This window comes from Mycobacterium sp. DL99, from assembly GCF_004762045.1.
GTDB lineage: Bacteria > Actinomycetota > Actinomycetes > Mycobacteriales > Mycobacteriaceae > Mycobacterium.
This window is the reverse complement of sequence record NZ_SJOM01000007.1, coordinates 4899321-4923389: the sequence shown is the minus strand read 5'-3', so window position 1 is coordinate 4923389 and position 24069 is coordinate 4899321. Positions and strand designations below refer to the sequence as shown.

The following is a 24069-nucleotide window of genomic DNA, read 5'->3' as shown; positions in this document are numbered from 1 at the left end:
AGATCGAGAAGAAATCCGCGAAAATCGGGAATTGAATCGGACCACGGTCCGGTTAGTGTTTGGTGAAGGTGCCGGACCGACCGGCTCTCGAACCAAGGAGACACCATGACCGTCGCAGTAGCCACCGACCTGACCGCAGGCACCTGGGCCATCGACCCCGTGCATTCGTCGATCAACTTTTCGGTTCGTCACCTGATGGTGAGCAAGGTCCGCGGCAGCTTCGAGGCGTTCAGCGGCGCCGTCACGGTTGCCGAAGACGGCACCCCGTCGGTCAACGCCACCATCGACGTCACCTCGATCAACACCCGCAACGAGCAGCGCGACGCCCACGTGCGGTCCGCAGACTTCTTCGACGCCGAGAACCACCCGACCGCCACCTTCGTCTCGACCGGTGTGCGTCCCGACGGCGACGACTACATCGTCGACGGCGACTTCACCCTCAAGGGCGTGACCAAGCCGGTCTCGCTGAAGCTCGAGTACAACGGCGTCAACCCGGGTATGGGACAGGGTGCAGTCGCGGGCTTCGAGGCCTCGGTGGTGTTGAACCGCAAGGATTTCGGCATCGACATCGACATGCCGCTGGAGACCGGTGGCACCGTCGTCGGCGACAAGATCACCGTCACCCTGGAGATCGAAGCCCTCAAGCAGGCCTGATCCCGTGCCTTGTCGCGCTGGAGTGGCGCCGGCCAACTGCGCCACTCCAGCGCGACAACGGCGAGCTACAGGCGAGCAGCCAACTCCGTGCCCTGCTTGATGGCCCGCTTGGCATCGAGTTCGGCTGCGACAGCGGCGCCCCCGATGATGTGGGGCTCGATCCCGGCGGTGCGCAACGCATCCTCAAGATCGCGCACCGACTCCTGCCCGGCGCAGATCACCACGTTGTCGACGGGCAGCACCCGTCGGTCGCGGCGCTCGGTACCGAAGCTGATGTGCAAACCCTCATCATCGATGAGCTCATAATTCACCCCGGAAAGCTGTTGTACCCCTTTGGCTTTCAGTGACGCGCGATGAACCCAGCCACTGGTCTTGCCGAGGTTGCGGCCCTGTGCGCCCTTGGTGCGCTGCAGCAGATACACCTCGCGGACCGCGGGGGCCGGCAATGCAGTGGTGAGTGCGCCGCGGGTTTCCTGGGGATCGGCCGCACCCCACTCGGCCTTCCACTCCTTGAGATTCAACGTCGGCGACTCGTCGGTTGTCAGGAATTCACTGACGTCAAAACCGATTCCGCCCGCGCCGATCACCGCCACCGACTTGCCCACCGGCGCACCGGCGATGGCCTGGGCGTAGGTGAGGACCTTCGGATGGTCGATGCCGGGAATGGCGGGAAGCCGCGGCGTCACCCCGCTGGCCAGGACCACGTCGTCGAAGCCGGACAGGTCGTCCACCCCGGCCCGGACCCCCAGTCGCACGTCGACCTCGAGCTTGTCGAGCATGGTGGTGTAGTACCGGATGGTCTCGTTGAACTCTTCCTTGCCGGGAATCCTTCTGGCCAGGTCGAATTGCCCGCCGATCGCCGACCCCGCCTCGAACAGGGTCACCCGGTGGCCGCGCTGGGCGGCGCTGACGGCGGCGGACAGTCCGGCCGGCCCGGCGCCGACGACGGCGACGGACCGGGCGCGGCGCGTCGGGCTGAGCACCAGCGAGGTTTCCCGCCCGGCCCGCGGGTTGAGCAGGCACGAAACCTTCTTGTGTACGAAGGCGTGATCGAGGCAGGCCTGATTGCAGGCGATGCAGGTGTTGATCTCATCGACGCGCTCCTCGGCGGCCTTGAGCACCCAGTCCGGATCGCTGAGGAAGGGCCGGGCCATCGAGATCAACCGCACGTGAGTCTCGGCCAAAGTCTGTTCGGCGGTCTGCGGCATGTTGATCCGATTGGACGCCACCACCGGGATGGAGATGTGCTCGGCCACCGCGCTACTGATGTCGACGAACGCGCTGTTGGGCACCGAGGTGACGATCGTGGGCACCCGTGCCTCGTGCCAGCCGAACCCGGAGTTGACCATCGTCGCTCCGGCCGCCTCGACTTCGGTTGCCAATGCGATGATTTCGTCCCAGCTCTGACCGTCCTCGACATAATCGGCCATCGACATCCGGTAGCAGATGATGAAATCGGAGCCCACCGCCTCGCGCACGCGGCGCACGATCTCGACCGGGAAGCGGCGACGTCTCTCCGGGGTGCCGCCCCACGCGTCGGTGCGCTTGTTGGTGCGCGGGGCCAGGAACTGGTTGAGCAGATAGCCCTCGCTGCCCATGATCTCGACTCCGTCATAACCCGCCTCGCGGGCCAGCAGCGCGCAGCGGACGAAATCGTCGATGGTGCCCTCGATATCGCGCAGCGCGCGTGGCCGGAACGGGTTGATGGGGGCCTTGATCGCGGAGGCGCTCACCGAAAGTGGATGGTAGGCATAGCGTCCGGCGTGCAGGATCTGCAACAGGATCTTGCCGTCGGCCTCGTGCACGGCGCCGGTGATCCGGCGATGCCGCCGTGCTTCTGACGAGGACACCAATTGCGAGGCGAACGGCAGCAGCCAACCAGTTTTGTTCGGGGCATAGCCGCCGGTGATGATCAGGCCGACGCCGCCGCGGGCCCGCTCGGCGAAGTACTCGGCCAGCTTCGCGGTATCACTCGCGCGATCTTCCAGGCCGGTGTGCATCGAGCCCATCACCACCCGGTTGCGCAGGGTGGTGAAGCCAAGGTCCAGCGGTGACAAAAGGTTCGGATACGCCAAGCCCATGTCGGCAGGGTAGGTGGGACCGTCGGTCCTATGCAACTAGTTGAATGACATTGCCGGGGGTCCGAGTAATTGTGGTGGCGACTAGGCGAGGTGTATCTGCAACGTTTAGTATCTGTTACCACGAGCCACCCTTAAATGGTGACGCGTGAAGTTAGGGCACACTGAGACGAGCGTCCAAGTATGGGCAACGCATACTGTGACGTCGACTCATCAGAGTCCCGAACACCGAGCCCAGCAGCCCACTGGACAGGAGAGACATCAGTGACGTACGTCATTGCCGAACCCTGCGTCGACGTCAAAGACAAGGCATGTATCGAGGAGTGCCCTGTCGATTGCATCTACGAGGGTGCACGCATGCTGTACATCCACCCCGACGAGTGTGTGGACTGCGGCGCATGTGAGCCGGTCTGCCCGGTCGAGGCCATCTACTACGAAGATGACGTCCCGGACCAGTGGAGCAGCTACACGCAGGTCAACGCCGACTTCTTCTCCGAGTTGGGCTCACCCGGCGGTGCCTCCAAGGTCGGCCTGACCGACAATGACCCGCAGGCGATCAAGGACCTGCCGGCCAAGGCCGAGGACTGAGCACGGTCGAACCCGGCTTCGAGACTGACGTGGTGCGACAGCGTCGTTCGGCGGTATTGCCAGAGTTCCCATGGGACACGCTGGCCGACGTCACGGCTCTGGCCCGTTCTCACCCCGATGGAATCGTCGACCTTTCGGTAGGCACTCCGGTTGATCCGGTGGCGCCGGTGATCCGGGATGCGCTGGCCGCCGCCAGTTCCGCTCCGGGCTATCCGACGACAGCCGGCACCCCGGCACTTCGTGGCTCCGCCGAAGCGGCGCTGCGACGCCGGTACGGCATCACCGACCTGGCGCCGGATGCGGTCCTGCCGGTGATCGGCACCAAGGAGCTGATCGCCTGGCTGCCGACGCTGTTGGCGATCGGTCCCGGCGACACCGTCGTCGTGCCCGAACTGGCCTACCCCACCTATGAGGTGGGCGCCCTGCTCGCCGGGGCGCAGGTCCTGCGGGCCGACTCGTTGACCCAGCTCGGGCCACAGCGTCCCGCGCTGATCTACCTGAACTCACCCAGCAACCCCACCGGCCGCGTGCTCGGGGTGGACCACCTGCGCAAGGTGGTGTCCTGGGCCCGTGACCGCGGCGTGCTGATCGCCTCTGACGAGTGCTACCTCGGCCTGAGCTGGGAAGCCGAGCCGTTCAGCGTGCTGCACCCGTCGGTCTGCGACGGTGACCACACCGGGCTGCTGGCCGTGCACTCCCTGTCCAAGACTTCCTCGCTGGCCGGCTACCGCGCCGGGTTCGTCGCGGGCGACCCTGCCGTGGTGGCCGAACTGCTCGCGGTGCGCAAGCACGCCGGGATGATCGTGCCGACGCCGGTGCAGGCCGCGATGGTGGCCGCGCTCGACGACGACGAGCACGAGGCCGTCCAACGCGAGCGGTACGCGAATCGTCGTGCGGTTCTGCTGCCCGCCCTGCAGGCGGCCGGATTCACCGTGGAGCACTCCGAGGCGGGCCTGTACCTGTGGGCCACCCGCGGCGAGCCCTGCCGCGACACCGTGAAGTGGTTGGCCGAGCGCGGGATCCTCGCTGCGCCGGGCGAGTTCTACGGTCCGGCCGGCGCCCAGTACGTGCGGGTCGCGCTGACTGCGACCGACGAGCGCATCGCCGCCGCGGTCCAGCGGTTGGCCGCCTGAACCCTCGCGAGAGAAACCTCAGTCGAGCAACCCGAGCGACATCGCCGTGGTGACCGCCGCCGTGCGGTCGGACACCCCCAGCTTGTGGAACGCGCGCAGCAGGTGCGTCTTCACCGTGGCCTCGCTGATGTGCAGGGCGCGGCCGATATCGGCATTGGTGGCACCCGTGCCCACCAGCGCCAGCACCTCCGCCTCGCGCGCCGACAGCGTCACCGACGGTGCACGCACCGCATGCACCAATCGGTCGGCGACGCCCGGGGCGAGCACCGTCTTGCCGCGCGCGGCGTCGCGAACTGCGCGAGCCAACTCGGCCCGCGACGCGTCCTTGAGCAGATAGCCGGTCGCGCCTGCCTCCACGGCGCGAAGGATGTCGGTGTCGCTTTCGTAGGTCGTGACGACGACGATGTGCGTCGACGGATTGTCGGCCAGGATTCGCGCGGTCGCGGTGACGCCGTCGATCCCGGGCATCCGCAGATCCATCAGGATGACGTCGGGCCGCAGCGTGTGGGCCAGCCTGATCGCCTCGGCCCCGGAGCCGGCCTCGCCGATCACGGTCAGGTCGTCCTCGGCGTCGATCATGCCGCGCAGCCCTTCACGGACCACGGGGTGGTCATCGACCAACAGAACCGTCGTCATGCCGGCACCGCCACGACGACCCGCACCCCGCCGCCCTCCGGCGCGGAAACCGTCAACGTGCCGCCGACCTGATCCAGCCGGGCCCGCATGCCGCGCAGGCCGAACCCGTCGACGTGATCGGTCTGTAGACCGATGCCGTTGTCGGACAAGGAAAGTCGTACTCCGTCCGCGGCCTTCTGCAGCCGCACGTGGAGCTTGCTGGCGTGGGCATGCCGGCGCACGTTCGCCATCGCTTCCTGCGCGCTGCGCAGCAGCACCACATCGGTGGCCATGCCCAGCTGCGGCAGGTCGTCGTCGATACGTACGTCGACGGCGATGCCGGTCTCGGCGGCGAGCCCCTCGGCCTGACGGCGCAGCGCGGCGGACAGGGTGCCCTCCTCCAACGCCGCGGGGGTCAGCCGGGTCACCATCGTGCGGGCCTCGGCCAGGTTGTCCCGCGCGGTGCTGCGGATCAGCTCGACGTGGCGGGTGGCGGCGGCCGGATCGCTCTCACTCTCGGCCTGCACGGCCTGAGCCAGCGCCACGATGCTGGTGAACCCCTGGGCCAGGGTGTCGTGGATTTCCCGGGCCAGCCGCTCCCGCTCCGCGGCAACCCCGGCCTCGCGGGACAGCTGAGCCAGCTGGGCCCGGCTCGCCGCCAACTCAGCGACCGTGTCGGCCAACTGCTGCCGCTGCCGCGTGGTCGTCATGATCGTCGTGCCGATGATCGGGGCCGCCACCGCGCCTACCAGCGTCACCGCGGCCACCGCGGGCAGACTCGGCCACCCCAGCCCGTGGATCGCCACGGCAAGGCCCAACGGCGCCAGGGTGACCACGAACGTCAGCGTCAGTGCCGCCGCCAGCGGCAGCGTGGCGAAGATCAGCGGGAAGAGTGCCGGAATCGCCGCGACGGCCGGCGCCGCGGCCAGCAGGGCGATCAGCCACAGGCCGATCATCACCGCCACGAACGTCGCGGTGCGTGCCCGCACCGGGCCGGTGATCGGATCCGCCTCATGAATGACGTTGCGTCCGAACACCAGAACGATCACGATCATCGCCGTGAGGGCGCCGCAAGCCACCGGTACGTTGCCGCCGAGTGTGTGCCGCAGCACCACGACCGCGACGATCGCCGCGATGCACAGCCCGCAGACGTAGGTCTCCCACATCCAATGCCAGTCCGACGGCTCGCCTACGGCCGGCCTCGACGTTGTGGGTTGACCGGTTTCGGTCATCTGCCGATGCTAACGGTCTGAGGCCACCCAGTTGCCGTGGAAGCCGTGTGGAACTCGGACCGGAATATGCACGGTGGCAACGGGTGCCAGGCTCGCGGCATCGAGCAGCACGAGATCGCTGCGGTTCTCGGCGCGGTTGTAGACGAATCCCATGACCACACCGTCGTTCTCGTCGGCGTCCGGACCGGACGGGACGAAAACGAACTCGCCGGGTTCGCGCCCCGGACCGAAGTCGACCCGATCGGTCGTGCCGTCACGCAGGTCGTGACGCAGGATGGCGGCCGGTGCCGCGTCCGGTTCCGATGGGAGGCTGACGGTGTAGCCATACCTGTGCTGCCGCCCCACGACGCGCTCGTCGACGCGGGGGAACTCCTGGGCGTCGTCGTCGAGTCGTTGCTCGGCCACCCGGCCGGTGCGAAGGTCAATGGTCCAGCGGTCCAACGTGATCGAATCGGTGAACAGCCGGTCGCCGGTGGTGAACACCGCCGGGTGCCGGACGACGTCGAGCACGATCTTCTCGCCGTCGGGCCCGGTCTGGTCGTAACCGTTGAGCGCGTGGAACACGTAGCACGGCGGCACGTCGAACCAGCGGATGCCGGTGGCCGAACCCTCGCGCGGCATCACCCCGAGACGGGCACCGTGCTCGGGTGCCCACCGGTAGGGCATCGTGGTCGTCGGAAGTGCGGCGCGTTCCGATCCGCGCATTGCCGCGCGCAATACGAAGTCCGGTGCCGCGTGCCGGGCGGCGAATCCGGTCAACAGTCGCGCCGCGGCCCGCGCCGGAGCGCTCTTGACCATGGTCGTCAGGTCCAGCAGCACCGGCAGGTCGTAGATCACCACGTACTTCTCAGTGAGCGTGAAGTCGTGCATCATCGTGTGCGCAGGCAAGGCGATGTCGACAGCGCGCCGGACCTTGCCGTCCACCCCGGTGACCGTGTAGGTCACCAGGTTGCCGCGCAGCGGGTTGTATGAGACGGCATGCAACTCACCGGTTTTCGGGTCGTGCTTGGGGTGGGCGGTGAATCCGCCGAACAGCGTGCCGCAGAAATCGGACGGGCCAACGGTGTCGAGTTCCTCGGTGAGTTCGTAGGGCCGCACGCCGGCCTCGGTGAGTACCAGGGTCTTGCCGGCGTGGCCGATGATGTTGGTGTTGGCGGGGAAATCGAATCCGCCCGCATGCGCGCCGCCGGCCCACTTCTCGCCGAGCTCGCGCGCCACCGAGCTCGACCGGATCCAGCGGTTGCGGTACCAGGTCGCCGCGCCGTCGCGCAGCCGGATCCCGTGCGCCATGCCGTCGCCCAGGAACCAGTGGTGGTGCCGCGGATCGGGAGCCCGCAGTGGGTTGGGTCCAGTGCGCAGATACCGCCCGTCGAGATAGTCCGGAATGGTTCCGGTAACCGTGAGGTCGGTGACGGTGACCTCGTCATGCACCGGCGCGAAGTTCCCGCTGAGATACGGATGCTCGGATTCCTGCTGAACCGCTTCGGTAGTCATACCCCTACCGTGCCCCTCCCGCCGCTTCGGCGCGACGACTTCACGGCTGATTCGTGTGTCAACCGAACGATGGACAGGGAGCGGTCAGCGCGGAGGAGCGACGGAGCACTCGACCGGGTCCGCCATCAGCCTCAGGTACGACGGCAAGCCGCTGTAATAGACCAGCATGTCGTGGTATTTCGGCAAGGTCGGGTCAGTTACCAACAAGTTGTCCGGGCGGCTGGGTGGCTTGCCCTTCAAACTGGGCGCGGACCCGGCCGTGATCTTGATTTCGACGTCGAGTTCCTCGGCGAGAGCTTGGAGTTCCTCGGGATTGGCAATGTGTCCGTCATCGGCCCACCTGATGGCCTCGTTGAACCGGGGCCTGACCTCAGAATCACACCGCTGCTCGGCGGCGGCATATAGGTCAGCTTGCTCCTTCTCCGCCCGTGCCTCGCTCTTCTCGCTGAAGTACTCACCGATACAGGCGATGCCCACGACCACGGCCACGACCGCGCCGATGATCCGTCCCGCCCCGTTGACCGCCACGTAGGTGTCCGACGGCTCGGTCTCATTGCGGAACTTCCATCCCTCATCGAGGTAGAAGGCAAGCTTCGGGCGCATGGCGAAGAACACCAGCACGGCGGCCAGAAGAAAAGACAGGATGCCCAGCCCCAGCATGGTTAACCCCTCGTCGAACGTGTCGCGTCAATCCTCAGGTGTCATCTTGGGGGACGAGAAGCACTGCCAATCGCACCAATTTCGGCCGCCTCACGCCGTCGCGCGCAGACTCAACGCGAGCAGCAGTCGCACATCGGCATCGTTGAGCGAGGCCCCCAACAGCTGCTCGACCCGGCGGATCCGGTAGCGCACGGTGTTGGGGTGTACGTGCAGATGCTGTGCCGCCGCAGCGACGTCACCGAAGCAGTCCAGGTACACGCCCAGGGTTTCGGCGAGGGTCGGCTCCTCGGCCCGCAACTGTTGCACCCGTGGATCGATCAGCCGCTCGTCGGCCGCGATCGCGGTGACGATCTCGTCGAGCAGCACGGTGGTGCGTGCCTCGGCCAGTGAAGTGACCGCGGCCAGTGTCCCGGGGTGGCGTTCGGCGGTGTCGAGCACCCGGTCCACGTCGGTGCGGGCAGCGGCGGCACCGGACAACCCGGCCACCGGGCTCGCGATGACGGCATGCAACTTCAGCCCCAATTCGGCCCGCAGAGCCGCCACGGTGCCGCGTACCCACGAAGTCACTGCCTTACCGGTACTGGGGAACAACACATAGACGCGCGAACCCACCGAGGCCATCTGTGCGTCATGGCGAAAAGCGCTGGCGCTCAACGCCAGAACATCAGCGAGCCGAGTGCCGGCAGTTCCGCCGTCGAAGCCGATCACCGCGGCTCGGCCGTCGACTGCCACCCCCAGTTCGCGGGCGATCAGGCCGATGTCGGACGCCTCGTCCGGCTCTCGCAAGCCCAGCAGTTCCTGCACCCGCACGGCATGCGTCGACGGGGCGGCGGCCAACCGGGCCATGATGCGTGCGGCCAGCACCGCGGCGCCGCGCAGCACCTCCTCGGAGTCGTCGGCGAGCGGGCGGCTGCCCTGCTGCACCCAGATGGTGCCGACAAACGCCGGGGCCCGGCGCTCGTCGACCGCGGGTGCGAAGATGCCGATCGCCAGCCGGGGGCGCAGTCCGAGTTCGGGACGCTCGGCCACCCGTACCGCCTCCGGCCGGGAGCGCAGCGCGTCGAAGATGCCCCACTGCGCGATCCAGGCCAGATGCTCCGGTGGCCCGGCCCGGCCGAGGATTGAGAGCCGCCGTAACTCGTCGGCCTCGTCGCTGGACGCCGAATAGGCCAGCACGTGTGACTGGGCGTCCTCGATGCTGACCATGCCGTGCGTGCGTTCGGCCACGGATTGGGCCAGGCTGAACAGATCGGTGCCCGAATCGTGCAGGCCGCCGTCACCGTGGTGCTCGAAGACATGGTTGACCAACCGGTAGAGCCGCTCCCAGCGGGCCCGCGGATCGACGGCGACCACCGCGGTGCCTGCGGCCACTGCACGGCTGACCACCGTCGCCGACGGCTCCTTGACGAAGATCGCGGTGGGTGCGCGGCGCGCACTCTGCTGCTCGACCCAGCGCAGCGCATCGTTCTCGGAGACGCCGAGCAGGAAGAACACGTCGGCGGCCCCCGCGGACGGTGCCAGGCCCAGCCGCACATCGTCGGAATCGATCAGCGCGGCCGAGGCCACCGGCAGATCCAGGCCGCGTGGTGCCTGCACCAGCCGGACCAGCGTGGCGTCCAGCGCCAACAGCAGTTGGCCCAGGCTGACACCCGTCGTCCGCATGTTGTCCGATTCTACTGCTGTACGCGGTTAGGCTTGTCTGATCGGACAAGTGTTGTGTGGGTCACGTCGGGGATTCTTGACTCATGGATGCCATCACCGACGTGCCCTCGCCGGCCAACGAGCCGGTCCACGACTACGCACCGGGCTCGGGCGAACGCGCCCGACTCATCACCGCGCTCGGCGACCTCGCCGGCGCCCCGATCGACCTGCCCCACGTCATCGGCGGCAAACAGACGATGGGCAGCGGCGCACGGATTGACGTCGTGCAGCCGCATCGCCACAGTGCGCCGCTGGGCACACTGACCAACGCCGAACACTCCGACGCGGGCGCGGCCATCGAAGCCGCCCTGGCCGCCAAACACGAGTGGGCGGCGATGCCGTTCGACGAACGCGCCGCGGTATTCCTACGGGCGGCCGACCTGCTGTCCGGACCGTGGCGCGAGAAGATCGCCGCCGCCACGATGCTCGGCCAGTCCAAGACCGCCTACCAGGCCGAGATCGACGCCCCCTGCGAGCTGATCGACTTCTGGCGGTTCAACGTCGAGTTCGCCCGCCAGATCCTGGCCCAGCAGCCGGTCAGCAGCCCCGGCGTCTGGAACCGCACCGACCACCGGCCGCTCGAGGGCTTCGTCTACGCCATCACCCCGTTCAACTTCACCGCGATCGCCGGCAACCTGCCCACCGCGCCCGCATTGATGGGCAACACCGTGGTGTGGAAACCCTCACCCACCCAAACCTTCGCGGCCTACCTGACCATGCAGCTCCTGGAGGTCGCCGGGCTGCCGCCCGGGGTGATCAACCTGGTGACCGGTGACGGAATCGCGGTTTCTGATGTGGCGCTGGCTGATCCGCGTCTGGCCGGCATCCACTTCACCGGGTCGACCGCCACGTTCCAGCACCTGTGGCGCGAGGTCGGCGCGAACATCGAGCGCTACCACACGTATCCACGGTTGGTCGGTGAGACCGGCGGCAAGGACTTCGTCGTCGCGCATGCCTCGGCCCGCCCGGATGTGCTGCGCACCGCTCTGATCCGCGGCGCCTTCGACTACCAGGGACAGAAGTGCTCAGCGGCCTCGCGGGCCTTCATTCCGCGGTCGGTGTGGCACGAGATGGGCGACGATTTCCTTTCGGCCACATCGGACCTCAAGTACGGCGATGTCACCGACCTGACCAATTACGGCGGAGCCGTGATCGATGAACGCGCCTTCGCCAAGAATGTCGCGGCGATCGAGCGGGCCAAGGGCGCCGCGGGCGTCACAATCGCCGCCGGCGGCGAATATGACGACAGCGAGGGCTATTTCGTGCGACCCACCGTGCTGTTGTCCGACGACCCAACCGACGAGGCGTTCTCCACGGAGTACTTCGGCCCGATCCTGGCCGTGCACGTCTATCCGGACGGGGAGTACGAGCGCATCCTCGACGTCGTGGACACCGGCGCCCGCTACGCCCTGACCGGCGCGGTGATCGCCGACGATCGCGCGGCGGTGCTCACCGCCGCCGACCGGTTGCGCAACGCGGCGGGCAACTTCTACGTCAATGACAAACCGACCGGGGCGGTCGTCGGCCAGCAGCCGTTCGGCGGATCACGGGCCTCGGGCACCAACGACAAGGCCGGCTCGGCGCTGAACCTGTTGCGCTGGACCTCGGCCCGCTCCATCAAGGAGACGTTCGTGCCGCCCACCAACCACACCTACCCGCACATGGAGGCCTGAGATGGGCGTGTTTCAGCGGGTTGCCCGCCCGACGATCCTGGCCGCATCGCACTCGTCGCGGCTGCGCCACACGGCCGAACGCCTCCCGATCACCCGAAAGGTGGTGGACCGCTTCGTCGCGGGGGAGACCGTGCCCGACGCGCTCGACACCGTTGGTGCGCTGCGGGATTCGGGCCGGTTCGTCACCGTCGACTACCTCGGCGAGGACACCGCGAGCAACGAGGACGCCGAACGTACCGTGCAGTCCTACCTGGCCCTGCTCGACGGGTTGGCACGCCGCGGTGACGGTGATGCGGCGGTGCGTCCGCTGGAAGTGTCGCTCAAGCTCTCGGCGCTCGGGCAGGCGCTGCCTCGCGACGGCGAGAAGATCGCCTACGAGAACGCGCACACCATCTGCGCCAAGGCCCGCGACGTGGGGGCCTGGGTGACCGTGGACGCCGAGGACCACACCACCACGGACTCGACCCTGTCGATCGTGCGTGACCTGCGCACCGAATTCGATTGGCTGGGAACGGTTCTGCAGGCCTATCTGCATCGCACCGAGGCGGATTGCCGCGAGTTCGCCGCGGCGGGGGCCCGGATCAGGCTCTGCAAGGGCGCCTACGACGAACCCGCCTCGGTGGCCTACCGCGACGCCGAGGAGGTCACCGGCTCCTACCTGCGGTGCCTACGGGTGCTGATGGCCGGGTCGGGCTACCCGATGGTGGCCTCACACGACCCGGTGATCATCGACGCGGTACCGGCACTGGCCTCTGAATTCGGCCGTGGCGTGGACGGTTTCGAGTACCAGATGCTCTACAACATCCGAGACGCCGAACAACGCCGGCTGGCCGAGGCGGGCAACCATGTGCGCGTGTACGTCCCGTTCGGCAACGAGTGGTACGGCTACTTCGTGCGGCGATTGGCCGAGCGGCCGGCCAACCTGATGTTCTTCCTGCGCGCCCTGGCCGAGCGGCACTGAGCCGGCCGCTATTTCAGCGTGTCGATCCGTGCCGAGAGCAGGTCGGTAAGGAGTTCGGTTTGCCGTGTCGTGAACCCGATTTCGCTGCAGCGATGAGGCCACTGTCGGGCCGCGTCAACGAGGTCGTCGGTCATCCGGGCCACCGCCCGGCTACGCAGCCCGAGCCGTTCGGCAGCATCGAGGAACCATGCCCGATCAAGACGGTTGGCACGGCCATACAGGCTCATGGCCATCGGATCCCGCCAACCGGTGTAGGGCTGCGTGGTCAGCAGGTCGTATGCCGGTGTTGGCCGCCAGAAGCCATCGGGGCAGTAGATCGACAAGTTCTTCCCGTGCAGGTCGCCGTTGCCGATCAACCACGAGAACATCACGATTCGCAACAACTCGAGGGTGGCAGCTGCCCGTGATCCGCCGCCGTGGGCGCAGGCGTCGGTGAGTGCATCGATCGCGGTCTCGGTGTGGATGCGGTATTTCGAGGCGGGATAGATCCCCGCGACCTGGCAGGCGTCCTCCTGCGCAATACGGAGGTCGCCCCGGCGGTCGAATCGTTCCACCAGCAGTGCACTGCGTCCCTCTGCGTCGTGCAGCAGATGTGTCTGCGCGGTTCTGAGTCCGCACGAGGCCGCCATCTGCATGAAGAAATGCTCGTTCTCGACCAGGCGGGGAAACCCGGTGGGCGGGTTGAGCTTGAGGATCGCGGGTCCCGAGGTTGTCGTCGCTGGAGTGGACCACATCGCCGCACTGACCTTGGGCTGAACTCCGGGCAACCCGACGGGGTCGTGCTCCAGCGATCCGGTGAGGCGTGCAAAGACCGCGCGAAAGTCATTGTTGTGCTTGGGGTCGAACATTGGCCCCGGCGTAGGCGGTGCCGTGCCGGCCGGCAGCACGCGCACGTTGCCGATGGTGTCGGCACCGATCGCGAGCAGCAAGGTGAAATGGTCGTCGGCCGATGTCTTCGTCGATGCGGTTACGATTCCGAGGCGCACCCCTTCGGGCAGGAGACCGGCGAAGAACGGCGGAACCGCACCGCCGTGTGTCACCAGTGGGTAGTCCGCATGGCGGGGCAGCGACCACGACACCGACCGGTCGCGGACCGCCTCGCCAGGTGCCGGTGCCGGACCGCGGTAGCCGAACACGACTTGGTCTCGGTCATCGCGGGTCAGGCTGGCAACCGCGTGATCGCCGAGATACACGTCGGCATGCGCGATTTCGCGTAGCGACTCAAAGTCGGTCATGTGGCGGTGACCTGAACCCGTAAGCCGAGGATGTCGGCGATTTCGATGACCGAGGCCAATTTGATTGAGCCGGTGCCATGTTCGAGGGCTTGAATGCTGTAGCGCGAGACGCCAGCGAGGTCGGCCAGCACCTGCTGGGTGAGCCCGAGCTGAATTCGCCTGGCCGCGAACGCCTCTCCCATCTGGGTGATGTCCGGCGTGGTGGATTTCAGGGTGGGCTTGGTCCGGCGCGGCTCGGGCATCTGCTTGCTCCTTATGCCAGGTAGTTCATGCATAAGGGAGGTGTGCGGGGCTGAGGTCTCCCCATCTTCCCTTATGCCTTATTTTTCAGGCATTAATGGCATGCTCCGGCTCAGCCGAGCATTTGTCAACCATTATGAGCGAAAATTCAGGCATAGTGCAACGTCAGCAGGGTCAACGCGGCGAGGCTCTGCGGCGCTGAGCCCCAACCTCAGCCGGGGGCCAGATCGTAGGCGATCTTGAACTTGTTGAGCAGATACGGCCCGGAGACCACCGGCTCGTAGCGCGGTGGATTGTCCGCAGTCGCGCAGGTGGGGATGCACTCGATCACCGCGTCGAAGTTGGGCTGGTGGAAGAACGGGAGGCTGAACCGCTCGGCTGTGGGTGCTCCGGTGCTCACCACGCGATGCACCGTGCTGACCCACCGGTCGTTGGTCCACCTGGCCAGTAGGTCTCCGATGTTGATGACGAACGCGCCCGGCACGACCGGCACGTCAAGCCACTCACCACGATCGTTGAGAACCTGTAGCCCGCTCTGGGAATCGTCCTGCAGCAGGATCGTGAGGTTGCCCCAGTCGCTGTGCTGGCTCAGCCGGATGTGGCCGGCCGGCTGATCGTCGGCCGGGTAGTGGTTGGCCATCAGGTTGGAGTTGTGCCGGTCGATCAAGGTGTCGAACCAGTCTTCGCGCAGGCCCAGGGCCAAGGCGAACAGCCGCGCCAATTCGGTGGCAAGGGAGGCCATCTCGTCGTAATAGCGTTGGTAGGCCGCGCGGAATCCTGGCACCTCGGGCCATCGCTCGGTGACGAACACGCGATCGTCGGGCCACCCGGGCCTGTCGAACCCCTCCGGATTACCTCGCGGAAAATACACGAATTTCTCGACGTGGTCCGGTGATTCGTGCTCAGCCGCGCGGTCGGCCCCATCGTTGGTGGCCGCCAGGCTGCCGGCACTGCTGAACCCTCGGGCCAGCGGATCGGCAGGATCCGACCCGACCTGTTCCTTCACCGCCTGCGGCAGCGAGAAGAACTCGCGTAGCGCGCGGTTGACGTCCTTGATCACGTCATCGGGTACCCCGTGGCCGACGAGTAGCAGGAACCCGCTGGTCTCGCAGCACCGGCCGATGGCATCGGCCACCGCCTGACGTTGACGCTGATCGCCGTTTTGCGCGCTGCTGATATCGATCAACGGGACGAAGCCATCGCGCAGGACGACTTGGTCGACTATCACCTCTGGTTGACTCACGCGGTCGACGCTAGAACCTCAACTTAAGTTGATGTCAACGCTGAATTCCGCTCTCGTGCAAAAGCAGATACGTCAATGCCGCCAAAGTCTGGGCATCGGTGATCTCACCGTCCCGGATCATCCGGTCCAGCTCCCCGCGGGAGAACCACGCGCTGTGCATGTCCTGTTCCTCGGGCTCGCGTTCGTGCTCACCCTCGGTGAGCCCGGTCGCCAGGAACACCCACCCCCGCTGGCTGCTCATCCCGGCAGCCACGTCGAGCTGGCCCAGACGTTCCATGCTCTCGGCGCGCAGCCCGGTCTCCTCACGAAGCTCCCGGTGGGCCAGCGCAGTCGGATCCAGATGTTGCTGTTCGGGTGCGGTGCCCTGCGGAAACTCCCAGCGCCGCAGCCCCAGCGGGTACCGGAACTGTTCAACGAGGTGAAACCGATCGTGAGCGGGGTCGTACGGGATCACCAGGGCATAGGTCGGCTTGTCGACCACGGCGTAGACGCCGGTGCTGCCGTCGGGCCGGACGATGTCGTCCTCGCGCAGCGTCAACCAGTTGTTCCGGTACACCTCGCGCGTCGCAGTCTGCCGGATCGTTCCCATCGTCTCCCTCATCCGTCCACGCGCAGGCGGACGTGTAGCCGCTGTGTTTCGACGTCGCCCTGGTCGATCTCATCGGCGAGCGTGGCGGCGAACTCGACCAGGTGGGCCACGTCGATGTCATGGGGCGCCGGTTGGTCGATGAGCGAAAGCCGTGCCGATGCGCGTCTCAACAGGGCCGCGGCCCCAGTCCGATTGCCGCGCTGCACATGGGTGATGCCCACGGCCAGCTGTGCCAATCCCTGCCAGAGCGCACGCTCGTGCTCCGGGCCGTTCTTCCACGCCGCTTCGAGTACTTCGTGAGCACCGAACGCCTGACCACGGTCGAGCAGATCCTGGGCGTACGCGAGAGTTTCAGCCGGTGAGAGCTCCAGGTCATCAGGAATCCGGTCGACGCCTTCACTGCCGTACGGCAACGGTCGGCCGAGTGCGTCACGCGGGCGGGTGCTGCGGGGCCGGCCGGAGTCATCGCGATCGCGCATAGCTGTGCCCATGGGCACCAGCCTCGCGCCAACTCCGCATCCTGTCGAGTGCGTGGGATCGACGGACGGCACGCCGGTAGCCTCACAAGAGTGTTGCTGGCCTCCCTGAACCCCGCGGCCGTCGCCGCCGGCGCCGAGCTCGCCGACGCCGTTTCCATCGACGGTGCTGTGTTGAGCCGCAGTGATCTCATCGGCGCGGCCACCTCGGTGGCCGAGCGCGTGGCTGTCGCGCAACGTGTCGCCGTCCTGGCGACACCGACCCCGACGACCGTCCTCGCCGTCATCGGATGCCTGATCGCCGGTGTGCCGGTGGTACCGGTACCTGCCGACGTCGGCGCGGCAGAGCGTCGGCACATCCTCGCCGACTCCGGTGCCCAGGCCTGGCTGGGGGAGCGGCCCGAGGAGACCGAGGGACTGCCGCACATCCCGGTGCGGCTGCACGCCCGGTCCTGGCACCGCTATCCCGAGCCGGCACCGAATTCGACCGCGATCATCATGTACACGTCCGGGACCACCGGAGCGCCCAAGGGCGTACCGATCAGCCGCCAGGCCATCGCCGACGACATCGACGCGCTGGCCGCGGCGTGGCAGTGGACCGCTGCCGACACCCTGGTGCACGGGCTGCCGCTGTTCCACGTGCACGGCCTGGTGCTGGGTCTGCTCGGCTCGCTGCGGATCGGAAACCGCTTCGTACACACCGGGAAACCGACACCGGCCGCGTACGCGCAGGCACAGGGCACGCTCTACTTCGGGGTGCCGACGGTGTGGTCGCGGGTGGTCAAGGACCTCGACTCGGCGCTGGCGCTGTCCACCGCACGGCTGCTCGTCTCCGGCAGCGCGCCGCTGCCGGTGCCGGTGTTCGACGAGCTGGTCCGACTGACCGGGCACGCGCCGGTGGAGCGCTACGGCAGCACCGAATCGCTGATCACCCTCAGCACCCGGGTCGACGGTGAGCGCAGGCCCGGCTGGGTCGGGCTGCCGCTGGCCGGAGTACAGACCCGGCTCGTCGACGACGACGGCGCGCCGGTGCCGCACGACGGCGAGACGATCGGACGGCTGCAGATCAAGGGCCCCATGGTGTTCGGTGGCTACCTCAACCGGCCCGAGGCCACCGCCGACGCCTTCGATTCCGACGGCTGGTACCGCACCGGCGACGTCGCGGTCATCGATGCCGACGGTATGCATCGCATCGTCGGGCGGGAGTCGGTGGACCTGATCAAATCGGGCGGGTACCGCATCGGCGCCGGTGAGATCGAGACCGTGCTGTTGGGTCATGACGGCGTCGACGAGGTGGCCGTGGTCGGGGTGCCCGACGACGATCTGGGGCAGCGCATCGTTGCGTTCGTTGTCGGCAATGCCGCACCCGATACGCTGATCGAGTATGTCGCCCAAGAACTTTCAGCGCACAAACGTCCTCGCGAAGTGCGGCTCGTGGACAGCCTGCCCCGCAACGCGATGGGCAAGGTGATGAAAAAGGAACTGGCGCAATGGGGTTGAGGTTCTCCGAGATCTGCATCGACGCACACGATCCCGAAGCGTTGGGCGCCTGGTGGTCGGAAGCGCTGGGCTGGCCCGCACATACCGATGCCGACGGCGACGTGCTGCTAACCCCGCCGCCGGGCGCCGGCCCGATCTGGCTGTTCACTGCCGTGCCGGAGGACAAGGTGGTCAAGAACCGTCTGCATCCGGACTTCACCCCCGACGATCAACAGGCCGAGGTGGACCGGTTGATCGGCCTCGGCGCCCGCCACGTCGACGTCGGCCAGGGTGACGAAACGTGGGTGGTGCTGGCCGACCCAGAGGGCAACGAGTTCTGCGTGCTCGCTGCCGAGTAGGCGCCGGTAACCACCGCGTACGTGCACGGAATGGCGGCAGCATGCGAGCTGTTGGAACCGCCTGGGGTATCTGGCAGAGGCGTATCGTCAGACATACAGGTTGTGAGTTGGTACGCCGTTTGGTGAATCTGGAACGGCAGGTCGTCAACGCCTCGCCTCGACTTGGGGCTGCGAAGACGAACAGGAGGAGACTCCACATGAGTCTGAAGAAAGTCGCAGGAACGGTAATGATCGCCGGTGCGCTCGGCCTTGGCTCACTCGGATTGGGTGCGGGTACGGCGCAGGCTGACCCTGGATGGGGCCCGAACATTCCATGGGTTCCGGGACCGGGTTGGGTCGATTGGAATCCTGGGGTCAACTGGGGCCCGCCCGGGCAGGTCAAGAAGTGGTGCCCGTGGCAGTCGCCGCCAGGTCACTGGGTCGGTGGCCCGCACGGGATTCCTTGCACCTAGGCTGCGCTGACCCTCGAATGTTGGCTTGTGTGCCGGTTTTTCGCGAAGTTTGACACACAAGCCGACATTCGGCGGCCGAATCTAGTTGGCGTGCAGCGCTTCGTTGAGCGTGATGCCGGTGCCGTCACGCTTGACCACCTCGACTGCGCCTGAAAGCGAGTTGCGGCGGAACAGCAGGTTGTTGGCCCCGGAGAGTTCGACGGCCTTGGTGGTCTGCCCGTCAGCGGTGGTCACCTTGGTGCCGCCGGTGACATAGAGCCCGGCCTCGATCACACAGTCATCGCCGAGCGAGATGCCCAGGCCGGCGTTGGCGCCCAGCAGGCAGCGCTTGCCCACCGAGATCACCTCTTTGCCGCCACCGGACAGGGTGCCCATGATCGACGCGCCGCCACCGATGTCGGAGCCGTCGTCCACGACGACACCGGCCGAGATCCGGCCCTCCACCATCGAGGTGCCCAGCGTGCCGGCGTTGAAGTTCACGAAGCCTTCGTGCATGACCGTCGTCCCAGCGGCCAGGTGCGCACCCAGGCGGACGCGGTCGGCGTCGGCGATCCGCACGCCCGACGGCAACACGTAGTCGACCATCCGCGGGAACTTGTCGACGCCGTACACCGCGACCGCGCCGCGGCGGCGCAGCTTGGCGCGCACGGTCTCGAAGCCCTCGACCGCGCACGGCCCGAAGTTCGTCCACACCACGTTGGCCAGCGCTCCGAAGATGCCGTCCATGTTTGCCTCGTGCGGCTTGGTCAGCCGGTGCGAGAGCAGGTGCAGCCGCAGGTAGGCGTCATGCGCGTCGGCCGGCTTGTCCGCGAGGTCGGTGATCGTGGTCCGCACCGCCACCACCTCGACACCGCGGTCGGCATCGGGGCAGGTCAGGCCCGCGAACTCAGCGGGGATGTCATCGCCGCTGAGCTTCACCGTGCCGGCATCGCCGGAGGCGCTCAGCTCGGGAGCGGGAAACCAGGTGTCCAGGACGGTCCCGTCGGCGGTGATGGTGGCCAGGCCGACGCCAGATGCTGCAGTCACGTTGGCCAAGGTTACTGGACTACCGTTGAGCATCGTGGGCCTGGATTTGACTGCTGATCCGATCGCGCTGACGGCTGCTTTGGTGGACATCCCCAGCGAGTCACGTCATGAGCAGCGCATTGCCGACGAGATCGAGGCCGCGCTACGTGCGCAGGCGCCGTGGTTCGAGGTGATCCGCAATGGTGACGCGGTGCTGGCCCGCACCCACCTGGGCCGCTCGTCGCGGGTGATGCTGGCCGGACACATCGACACCGTGCCCGCTGCCGACAACCTGCCCAGCCACATCAAGAATGGCGAGATGTGGGGCTGCGGCACCTCGGACATGAAGTCGGGTGACGCGGTGTTCCTGCACCTGGCAGCCACCATTGCCGAGCCGAGCCACGACATCACCCTGGTGATGTACGACTGCGAGGAGATCGAGTCCAGCGCCAACGGGCTGGGCCGCATCGAACGCGAGCTGCCGGACTGGCTACAGGCCGACGTCGCGATCCTCGGTGAACCGTCCGGCGGCTTCATCGAGGCGGGCTGCCAGGGCACGATCCGCGTCGTCGTCGGCGCCACCGGCACCCGCGCGCATTCCGCACGTTCCTGGCTGGGCGACAACGCCATTCACAAACTCGGTGCGGTACTTGACCGGCTCACGGCCTATCAGCCCCGCAATGTCGACATCGACGGGTGCGTCTACCGGGAAGGACTGTCGGCAGTACGTATCGACGGCGGCATCGCCGGCAATGTCATCCCCGACGCGGCATCGGTGACCGTCAACTTCCGGTTCGCCCCCGACCGCAGCGTCGAGCAGGCCCTCACCCACGTGCATGAGGTGTTCGATGGCCTCGACCTTGACATCGAATTGACCGACGCCGCCGCGGGCGCCCTGCCGGGGCTGGCCAAACCGGCCGCCGCCGCGCTGGTGGCCGCAGCTGGGGGACAGGTCCGCGCCAAGTACGGCTGGACGGATGTGTCCCGGTTCGCCGCGCTGGGGATACCCGCCGTCAACTACGGTCCGGGCGACCCCAACCTCGCCCACAAGGTCGACGAACGGGTCGAGATCGCCCAGATCACCGCGGTCACCGACATGCTGCGGCGCTACCTGACATGAGCACCGTCCGCGTCGACAGCTGGATCTGGGCCGTGCGCCTCACCAAGACCCGGTCCGCGGCGGCGGCCGCCTGCCGCGGCGGACACGTCCGGGTCAACAACGTGCCGGCCAAACCGGCGCAGCACGTGAGCCCCGGTGACGAGGTGCGGGTCCGGCTCGACGGACGTGAACGAATCGTGGAGGTCATCCGGCCCATCGCCAAGAGAGTCGGTGCCGCCATCGCATCGGAATGCCTGATCGACCGCAGCCCGCCACCGCCGCCCAAGGAGATGGTGGCGTCCGTTCCGGTCCGCGATCGAGGCGCCGGCCGACCCACGAAACGTGAACGGCGACAACTGGATCGATTGCGCGAGACGTTCTGAACCGTAAATCGGTTGCATGCATGCGTAGTATGGGTCTCGCATCTGCTGTCAACCAAGGTGGGCCGAAAACATGCTGGGAGACGACATCTCCGGGTGATCCCGAGAGTCGATTCGTTCCTGCCCCTCAATGCGGTGCCTGTTGCCCGCATCACTTTGGAGTACCAGCATGTCTATCGTCTGTTCCCATTTGTCGTTCTCCTGGCCCGATGACGTCGAGCTGTTCTCGGACCTGTCGTTTTCCATCGGGCCCGGCCGCACCGGCCTGGTCGCACCCAACGGCGCCGGAAAGAGCACGCTGCTCAAACTGATTGCCGGCGAGTACCGACCCTCCGCGGGCTCAGTGGTCGCCGATGGCGCCGTCGGCTACCTGCCCCAAAGCCTGCCGTTCACAGCCGATCTCACCGTGGCCGCGGTGTTGGGGATCGCTCCGGTGCTCGACGCACTGGCAGCGCTGGCCGATGGTGACGCCAGCGAGGAGGTGTTCACCGCCATCGGCGAGGACTGGGACATCGAGGAACGCTCCCGTGCCCAGTTGGACCGGCTCGGCCTGGATGACCTGGCGTTGGACCGCCGGTTGGGAACCTTGTCCGGCGGGGAAGTGGTGTCTTTGGGGCTGGCTGCCCAACTGCTGAAGCGGCCCAGTGTGCTGCTGCTCGACGAGCCCACCAACAACCTGGACAGCGAGGCCCGGCACCGCCTGTACGACGCGCTCGACAGCTACACCGGTTGCCTGCTGTTGGTCAGCCATGACCGGGTGCTGCTGGACCGGATGGATCAGATCGCCGAACTGTACCGCGGCGAAATCGTCTTCTACGGAGGCAATTTCACCGACTACCAGGAGACCGTGGAGGCTGCTCAACAGGTGGCCGAGGGCAATATCCGTAACGCCGAACAACAGCTCAAGCGGGAGAAGCGACAGATGCAGGAGGCCCGCGAGCGGGCCGCCCGACGCTCGTCGACCGCGGCGCGCAACCTCAAGGACGCCGGGCTGCCGAAGATCGTGGCGGGCAAGCTGAAACGCGATGCCCAGGAATCGGCGGCCCGCGCCGACGACGTACACGCTCGGAGAGTCGACGATGCCCGGAGCCGGCTCGACGAAGCTGAACGAGCGTTGCGTGACGACAAGGTGATTGCGTTGGATCTGCCCGACACCGTGGTGCCGGCCGGGCGCACGGTGTTCGCCGGAGACGGCTTGCAGATCAGCCGCGGCGGCCGGAAACTGTTCGCCGACAATGGGATCGACCTCTCCATCCGCGGGCCGGAACGTATCGCCCTGACCGGTCCCAACGGAGCCGGCAAGTCGACACTCTTACGCATCATCGACGGCACGCTGGAACCCGACTCGGGAACGGTGCAACGGGTTGACGGGCGTATCGCCTCGCTGTCGCAGCGCCTCGACCTGCTGGCTGAGGACCGCACGGTGGCCGAGAGCCTGGCTGCGGCTGCACCGAGCCTGTCGCACACCCGGCGCATGCATCTGTTGGCGCAGTTCCTGTTTCGCGGCGACCGGATCCACCTGCCGGTGGCCGCCCTGTCGGGCGGGGAGCGGTTACGGGCGACGCTGGCGTGCGTGCTTTATGCCGAACCCGCGCCCCAACTGCTGCTCCTGGATGAGCCGACCAACAACCTCGACCTGGTCAGTGTGGGACAACTGGAATCCGCGCTGAACGCCTACCGGGGGGCGTTCGTGGTGGTCAGCCACGATGAACGGTTCCTGGACGCCATCGGCATCGACCGGTGGCTGCGGCTGGATGGTGGAGAGTTGGCTACTGCCGTCGCGGGTTGATGTTGTGGATCTGGGTCGGCACAGTGCCGACGCCGTAGCCGTCCTCAGCTGCGGCACCGGCTGAGGCGCGATTGCCGAGTTGCTCGTAGCTGCGGTCAGCGGCGGCCCCGGCCTCGCCCACAGGAGCGCGATCACCGTCATGCTTGCGGGGCTCGGCGTCGTCCCTGCCGTCGTGCTTGGCGTCGGGCTGATCCGCTGGGCCGCCCCCAGCACCATCGCCGGGCCCCTGGTGGTCGGCGGCTTTGATGGCGTTCTCGGCTCCCGCGCCACCGGTGTCCGCGGCCGTGGCTGCAGCGTCCCCGCCGCCTCCGGCTGCCTGGGTAGCGGCTTCGACAATGCCCTGCACACCCTGCATGACTTGCTGTGGCGCCTGGGTCATCGCCTGGGTGAGGCCCTGCAGCGGCTGGGTGATCGACTGCGCCATCTGCGAAGCCATCTGGCCGAACTGGCCCAGCACCTGGCCCGCACCGCCCGCTCCTGCGCCCGCGGGATCGGCGCCGCCGCCGGCGCCGGACGCCGCGGAGCCTGCGCCCTCGAGCTGATCGGCCTGGGCCTTGAGCCGGCTGGCGGATTCCATATCGCCACGGGCATATGCCTGTGAGGCCTGGCCGAGCAATTCGGCCATCCTGCTCGCGGCAAACTGGGTGGCAGCTAAGGCGCCAGCACGGGACGACTGGGCACCGCCGTGCGAATTTTGGAACGGAAAGCCGATCTGGCCGTGGCTGGACGCGAGGTCCGACGGGCCGGAGAACGCATTCTTGAAGTTGTTCATGTCTTCACTGACGCTGCCGACGGTCCCTTGCAGGCCTGTGATGGCGGCCGTGTCGGCGACGAACTGGTTCATCGAGCCCCCTGGAGATCGTGCGGTCTAACTGCGCATCCTACGTTCGGCGCGGGTGGGTGCCGAGCGGGAAGTTCACTCGGCTTTTGGCAG

General features: G+C 67.2%; 23 protein-coding genes. 10 read left to right on the top strand and 13 right to left on the bottom strand.

The annotated features are described in order from the left end of the window. The first annotated feature begins 105 nt into the window (after positions 1-105). A complete protein-coding gene (locus EYZ64_RS23980; RefSeq protein WP_135457345.1) occupies positions 106-654 on the top strand; it encodes a YceI family protein in 549 nt (182 codons plus the stop codon). Between the two features lie 65 nt (positions 655-719). Here the strand turns inward: EYZ64_RS23980 and EYZ64_RS23975 are convergent, their stop codons facing one another. Continuing rightward, on the bottom strand, positions 720-2735 hold the full coding sequence (locus EYZ64_RS23975; RefSeq protein WP_135457343.1) for an NADPH-dependent 2,4-dienoyl-CoA reductase: 2016 nt from the start codon (positions 2733-2735) through the stop codon (positions 720-722). Between the two features lie 261 nt (positions 2736-2996). Here EYZ64_RS23975 and fdxA point away from each other — a divergent pair, with 261 nt between their 5' ends. Further along, positions 2997-3320, top strand: coding sequence for a ferredoxin (gene fdxA, locus EYZ64_RS23970; protein WP_135457341.1), 324 nt, complete (start codon positions 2997-2999; stop codon positions 3318-3320). Positions 3321-3349: 29 nt separating this feature from the next. Continuing rightward, positions 3350-4453 (top strand): succinyldiaminopimelate transaminase, encoded by a 1104-nt coding sequence (dapC, locus tag EYZ64_RS23965; protein WP_135457339.1) that lies wholly within the window; start codon positions 3350-3352, stop codon positions 4451-4453. 18 nt (positions 4454-4471) lie between these two features. Here the strand turns inward: dapC and EYZ64_RS23960 are convergent, their stop codons facing one another. From EYZ64_RS23960 to EYZ64_RS23940, 5 genes are all read right to left on the bottom strand, one after another. Next, positions 4472-5089, bottom strand: coding sequence for a response regulator (locus EYZ64_RS23960; RefSeq protein WP_135457337.1), 618 nt, complete (start codon positions 5087-5089; stop codon positions 4472-4474). Further along, entirely contained in the window at positions 5086-6300 is a 1215-nt protein-coding gene (locus tag EYZ64_RS23955; protein WP_286175110.1) for a sensor histidine kinase, read from the bottom strand. Before EYZ64_RS23955 ends, EYZ64_RS23960 begins: the two co-directional genes overlap by 4 nt. A gap of 9 nt (positions 6301-6309) precedes the next feature. Continuing rightward, positions 6310-7794, bottom strand: coding sequence for a carotenoid oxygenase family protein (locus EYZ64_RS23950; RefSeq protein ID WP_135457335.1), 1485 nt, complete (start codon positions 7792-7794; stop codon positions 6310-6312). Positions 7795-7878: 84 nt separating this feature from the next. Further along, entirely contained in the window at positions 7879-8454 is a 576-nt protein-coding gene (locus EYZ64_RS23945) for a DUF6199 family natural product biosynthesis protein (protein WP_135457333.1), read from the bottom strand. A 90-nt stretch (positions 8455-8544) separates the two neighbouring features. After that, a complete protein-coding gene (locus EYZ64_RS23940) occupies positions 8545-10116 on the bottom strand; it encodes a PucR family transcriptional regulator (protein ID WP_135457332.1) in 1572 nt (523 codons plus the stop codon). An 83-nt stretch (positions 10117-10199) separates the two neighbouring features. Here EYZ64_RS23940 and pruA point away from each other — a divergent pair, with 83 nt between their 5' ends. Together pruA and EYZ64_RS23930 are read left to right on the top strand one after the other, a co-directional pair. Then, positions 10200-11828, top strand: a complete 1629-nt coding sequence (gene pruA, locus EYZ64_RS23935) for an L-glutamate gamma-semialdehyde dehydrogenase (RefSeq protein WP_135457330.1) — start codon at positions 10200-10202, stop codon at positions 11826-11828. Position 11829: 1 nt separating this feature from the next. Further along, positions 11830-12789, top strand: a complete 960-nt coding sequence (locus EYZ64_RS23930; protein ID WP_135457328.1) for a proline dehydrogenase family protein — start codon at positions 11830-11832, stop codon at positions 12787-12789. Positions 12790-12797: 8 nt separating this feature from the next. On the opposite strand, the gene EYZ64_RS23925 is transcribed toward EYZ64_RS23930, so the two are convergent. The 5 genes from EYZ64_RS23925 to EYZ64_RS23905 form a co-directional block, all read right to left on the bottom strand. Then, on the bottom strand, positions 12798-14024 hold the full coding sequence (locus EYZ64_RS23925; RefSeq protein WP_135457326.1) for a type II toxin-antitoxin system HipA family toxin: 1227 nt from the start codon (positions 14022-14024) through the stop codon (positions 12798-12800). Then, positions 14021-14266 (bottom strand): helix-turn-helix domain-containing protein, encoded by a 246-nt coding sequence (locus EYZ64_RS23920; protein WP_286175109.1) that lies wholly within the window; start codon positions 14264-14266, stop codon positions 14021-14023. The genes EYZ64_RS23925 and EYZ64_RS23920 overlap by 4 nt, the downstream gene beginning before the upstream one ends. A 209-nt stretch (positions 14267-14475) precedes the next feature. Continuing rightward, on the bottom strand, positions 14476-15507 hold the full coding sequence (locus EYZ64_RS23915) for an isopenicillin N synthase family dioxygenase (protein ID WP_135457324.1): 1032 nt from the start codon (positions 15505-15507) through the stop codon (positions 14476-14478). A gap of 34 nt (positions 15508-15541) precedes the next feature. Further along, positions 15542-16096: an NUDIX domain-containing protein gene (locus EYZ64_RS23910; protein WP_135457322.1), complete on the bottom strand. Its 555-nt coding sequence runs from the start codon at positions 16094-16096 to the stop codon at positions 15542-15544. An 8-nt stretch (positions 16097-16104) separates the two neighbouring features. Next, positions 16105-16587 carry a DUF309 domain-containing protein gene (locus EYZ64_RS23905; protein WP_167857943.1) on the bottom strand — a complete coding sequence of 161 codons (483 nt, stop codon included), beginning with the start codon at positions 16585-16587 and terminating at the stop codon, positions 16105-16107. Between the two features lie 78 nt (positions 16588-16665). Between EYZ64_RS23905 and EYZ64_RS23900 the strand changes: the two genes are divergently transcribed. Then, positions 16666-18072: an acyl-CoA synthetase gene (locus tag EYZ64_RS23900; RefSeq protein ID WP_135457320.1), complete on the top strand. Its 1407-nt coding sequence runs from the start codon at positions 16666-16668 to the stop codon at positions 18070-18072. Then, positions 18063-18410 (top strand): VOC family protein, encoded by a 348-nt coding sequence (locus tag EYZ64_RS23895; protein WP_135457318.1) that lies wholly within the window; start codon positions 18063-18065, stop codon positions 18408-18410. The genes EYZ64_RS23900 and EYZ64_RS23895 overlap by 10 nt, the downstream gene beginning before the upstream one ends. Positions 18411-18943: 533 nt before the next feature. On the opposite strand, the gene dapD is transcribed toward EYZ64_RS23895, so the two are convergent. Beyond that, a complete protein-coding gene (gene dapD, locus EYZ64_RS23885) occupies positions 18944-19888 on the bottom strand; it encodes a 2,3,4,5-tetrahydropyridine-2,6-dicarboxylate N-succinyltransferase (protein WP_135457313.1) in 945 nt (314 codons plus the stop codon). Positions 19889-19922: 34 nt separating this feature from the next. Here dapD and dapE point away from each other — a divergent pair, with 34 nt between their 5' ends. The 3 genes from dapE to EYZ64_RS23870 all read left to right on the top strand — a co-directional run bounded on the left by dapE (position 19923) and on the right by EYZ64_RS23870 (position 23135). Continuing rightward, positions 19923-20987, top strand: a complete 1065-nt coding sequence (dapE, locus tag EYZ64_RS23880) for a succinyl-diaminopimelate desuccinylase (RefSeq protein ID WP_135457311.1) — start codon at positions 19923-19925, stop codon at positions 20985-20987. Continuing rightward, positions 20984-21349 (top strand): RNA-binding S4 domain-containing protein, encoded by a 366-nt coding sequence (locus EYZ64_RS23875; RefSeq protein ID WP_135457309.1) that lies wholly within the window; start codon positions 20984-20986, stop codon positions 21347-21349. Before dapE ends, EYZ64_RS23875 begins: the two co-directional genes overlap by 4 nt. Positions 21350-21515: 166 nt before the next feature. Further along, positions 21516-23135, top strand: coding sequence for an ABC-F family ATP-binding cassette domain-containing protein (locus EYZ64_RS23870; protein ID WP_135457307.1), 1620 nt, complete (start codon positions 21516-21518; stop codon positions 23133-23135). Here EYZ64_RS23870 and EYZ64_RS23865 read toward each other — a convergent pair. Next, positions 23116-23979, bottom strand: a complete 864-nt coding sequence (locus EYZ64_RS23865; protein ID WP_135457305.1) for a type VII secretion target — start codon at positions 23977-23979, stop codon at positions 23116-23118. The two genes, EYZ64_RS23870 and EYZ64_RS23865, sit on opposite strands and share 20 nt — an antisense overlap. Positions 23980-24069: the final 90 nt, after the last annotated feature.

Coding starts and splice junctions, on each gene's coding strand:
- EYZ64_RS23875 (WP_135457309.1), top strand. CDS start 20,984: ATGAGCACCGTCCGCGTCGACAGCTGGATCTGGGCCGTGCGCCTCACC.
- EYZ64_RS23955 (WP_286175110.1), bottom strand. CDS start 6,300: ATGACCGAAACCGGTCAACCCACAACGTCGAGGCCGGCCGTAGGCGAG.
- EYZ64_RS23945 (WP_135457333.1), bottom strand. CDS start 8,454: ATGCTGGGGCTGGGCATCCTGTCTTTTCTTCTGGCCGCCGTGCTGGTG.
- EYZ64_RS23870 (WP_135457307.1), top strand. CDS start 21,516: ATGTCTATCGTCTGTTCCCATTTGTCGTTCTCCTGGCCCGATGACGTC.
- EYZ64_RS23960 (WP_135457337.1), bottom strand. CDS start 5,089: ATGACGACGGTTCTGTTGGTCGATGACCACCCCGTGGTCCGTGAAGGG.
- EYZ64_RS23925 (WP_135457326.1), bottom strand. CDS start 14,024: ATGACCGACTTTGAGTCGCTACGCGAAATCGCGCATGCCGACGTGTAT.
- EYZ64_RS23920 (WP_286175109.1), bottom strand. CDS start 14,266: ATGCCCGAGCCGCGCCGGACCAAGCCCACCCTGAAATCCACCACGCCG.
- EYZ64_RS23940 (WP_135457332.1), bottom strand. CDS start 10,116: ATGCGGACGACGGGTGTCAGCCTGGGCCAACTGCTGTTGGCGCTGGAC.
- EYZ64_RS23895 (WP_135457318.1), top strand. CDS start 18,063: ATGGGGTTGAGGTTCTCCGAGATCTGCATCGACGCACACGATCCCGAA.
- EYZ64_RS23980 (WP_135457345.1), top strand. CDS start 106: ATGACCGTCGCAGTAGCCACCGACCTGACCGCAGGCACCTGGGCCATC.
- pruA (WP_135457330.1), top strand. CDS start 10,200: ATGGATGCCATCACCGACGTGCCCTCGCCGGCCAACGAGCCGGTCCAC.
- EYZ64_RS23950 (WP_135457335.1), bottom strand. CDS start 7,794: ATGACTACCGAAGCGGTTCAGCAGGAATCCGAGCATCCGTATCTCAGC.
- EYZ64_RS23975 (WP_135457343.1), bottom strand. CDS start 2,735: ATGGGCTTGGCGTATCCGAACCTTTTGTCACCGCTGGACCTTGGCTTC.
- EYZ64_RS23910 (WP_135457322.1), bottom strand. CDS start 16,096: ATGGGAACGATCCGGCAGACTGCGACGCGCGAGGTGTACCGGAACAAC.
- EYZ64_RS23930 (WP_135457328.1), top strand. CDS start 11,830: ATGGGCGTGTTTCAGCGGGTTGCCCGCCCGACGATCCTGGCCGCATCG.
- EYZ64_RS23865 (WP_135457305.1), bottom strand. CDS start 23,979: ATGAACCAGTTCGTCGCCGACACGGCCGCCATCACAGGCCTGCAAGGG.
- EYZ64_RS23905 (WP_167857943.1), bottom strand. CDS start 16,587: ATGGGCACAGCTATGCGCGATCGCGATGACTCCGGCCGGCCCCGCAGC.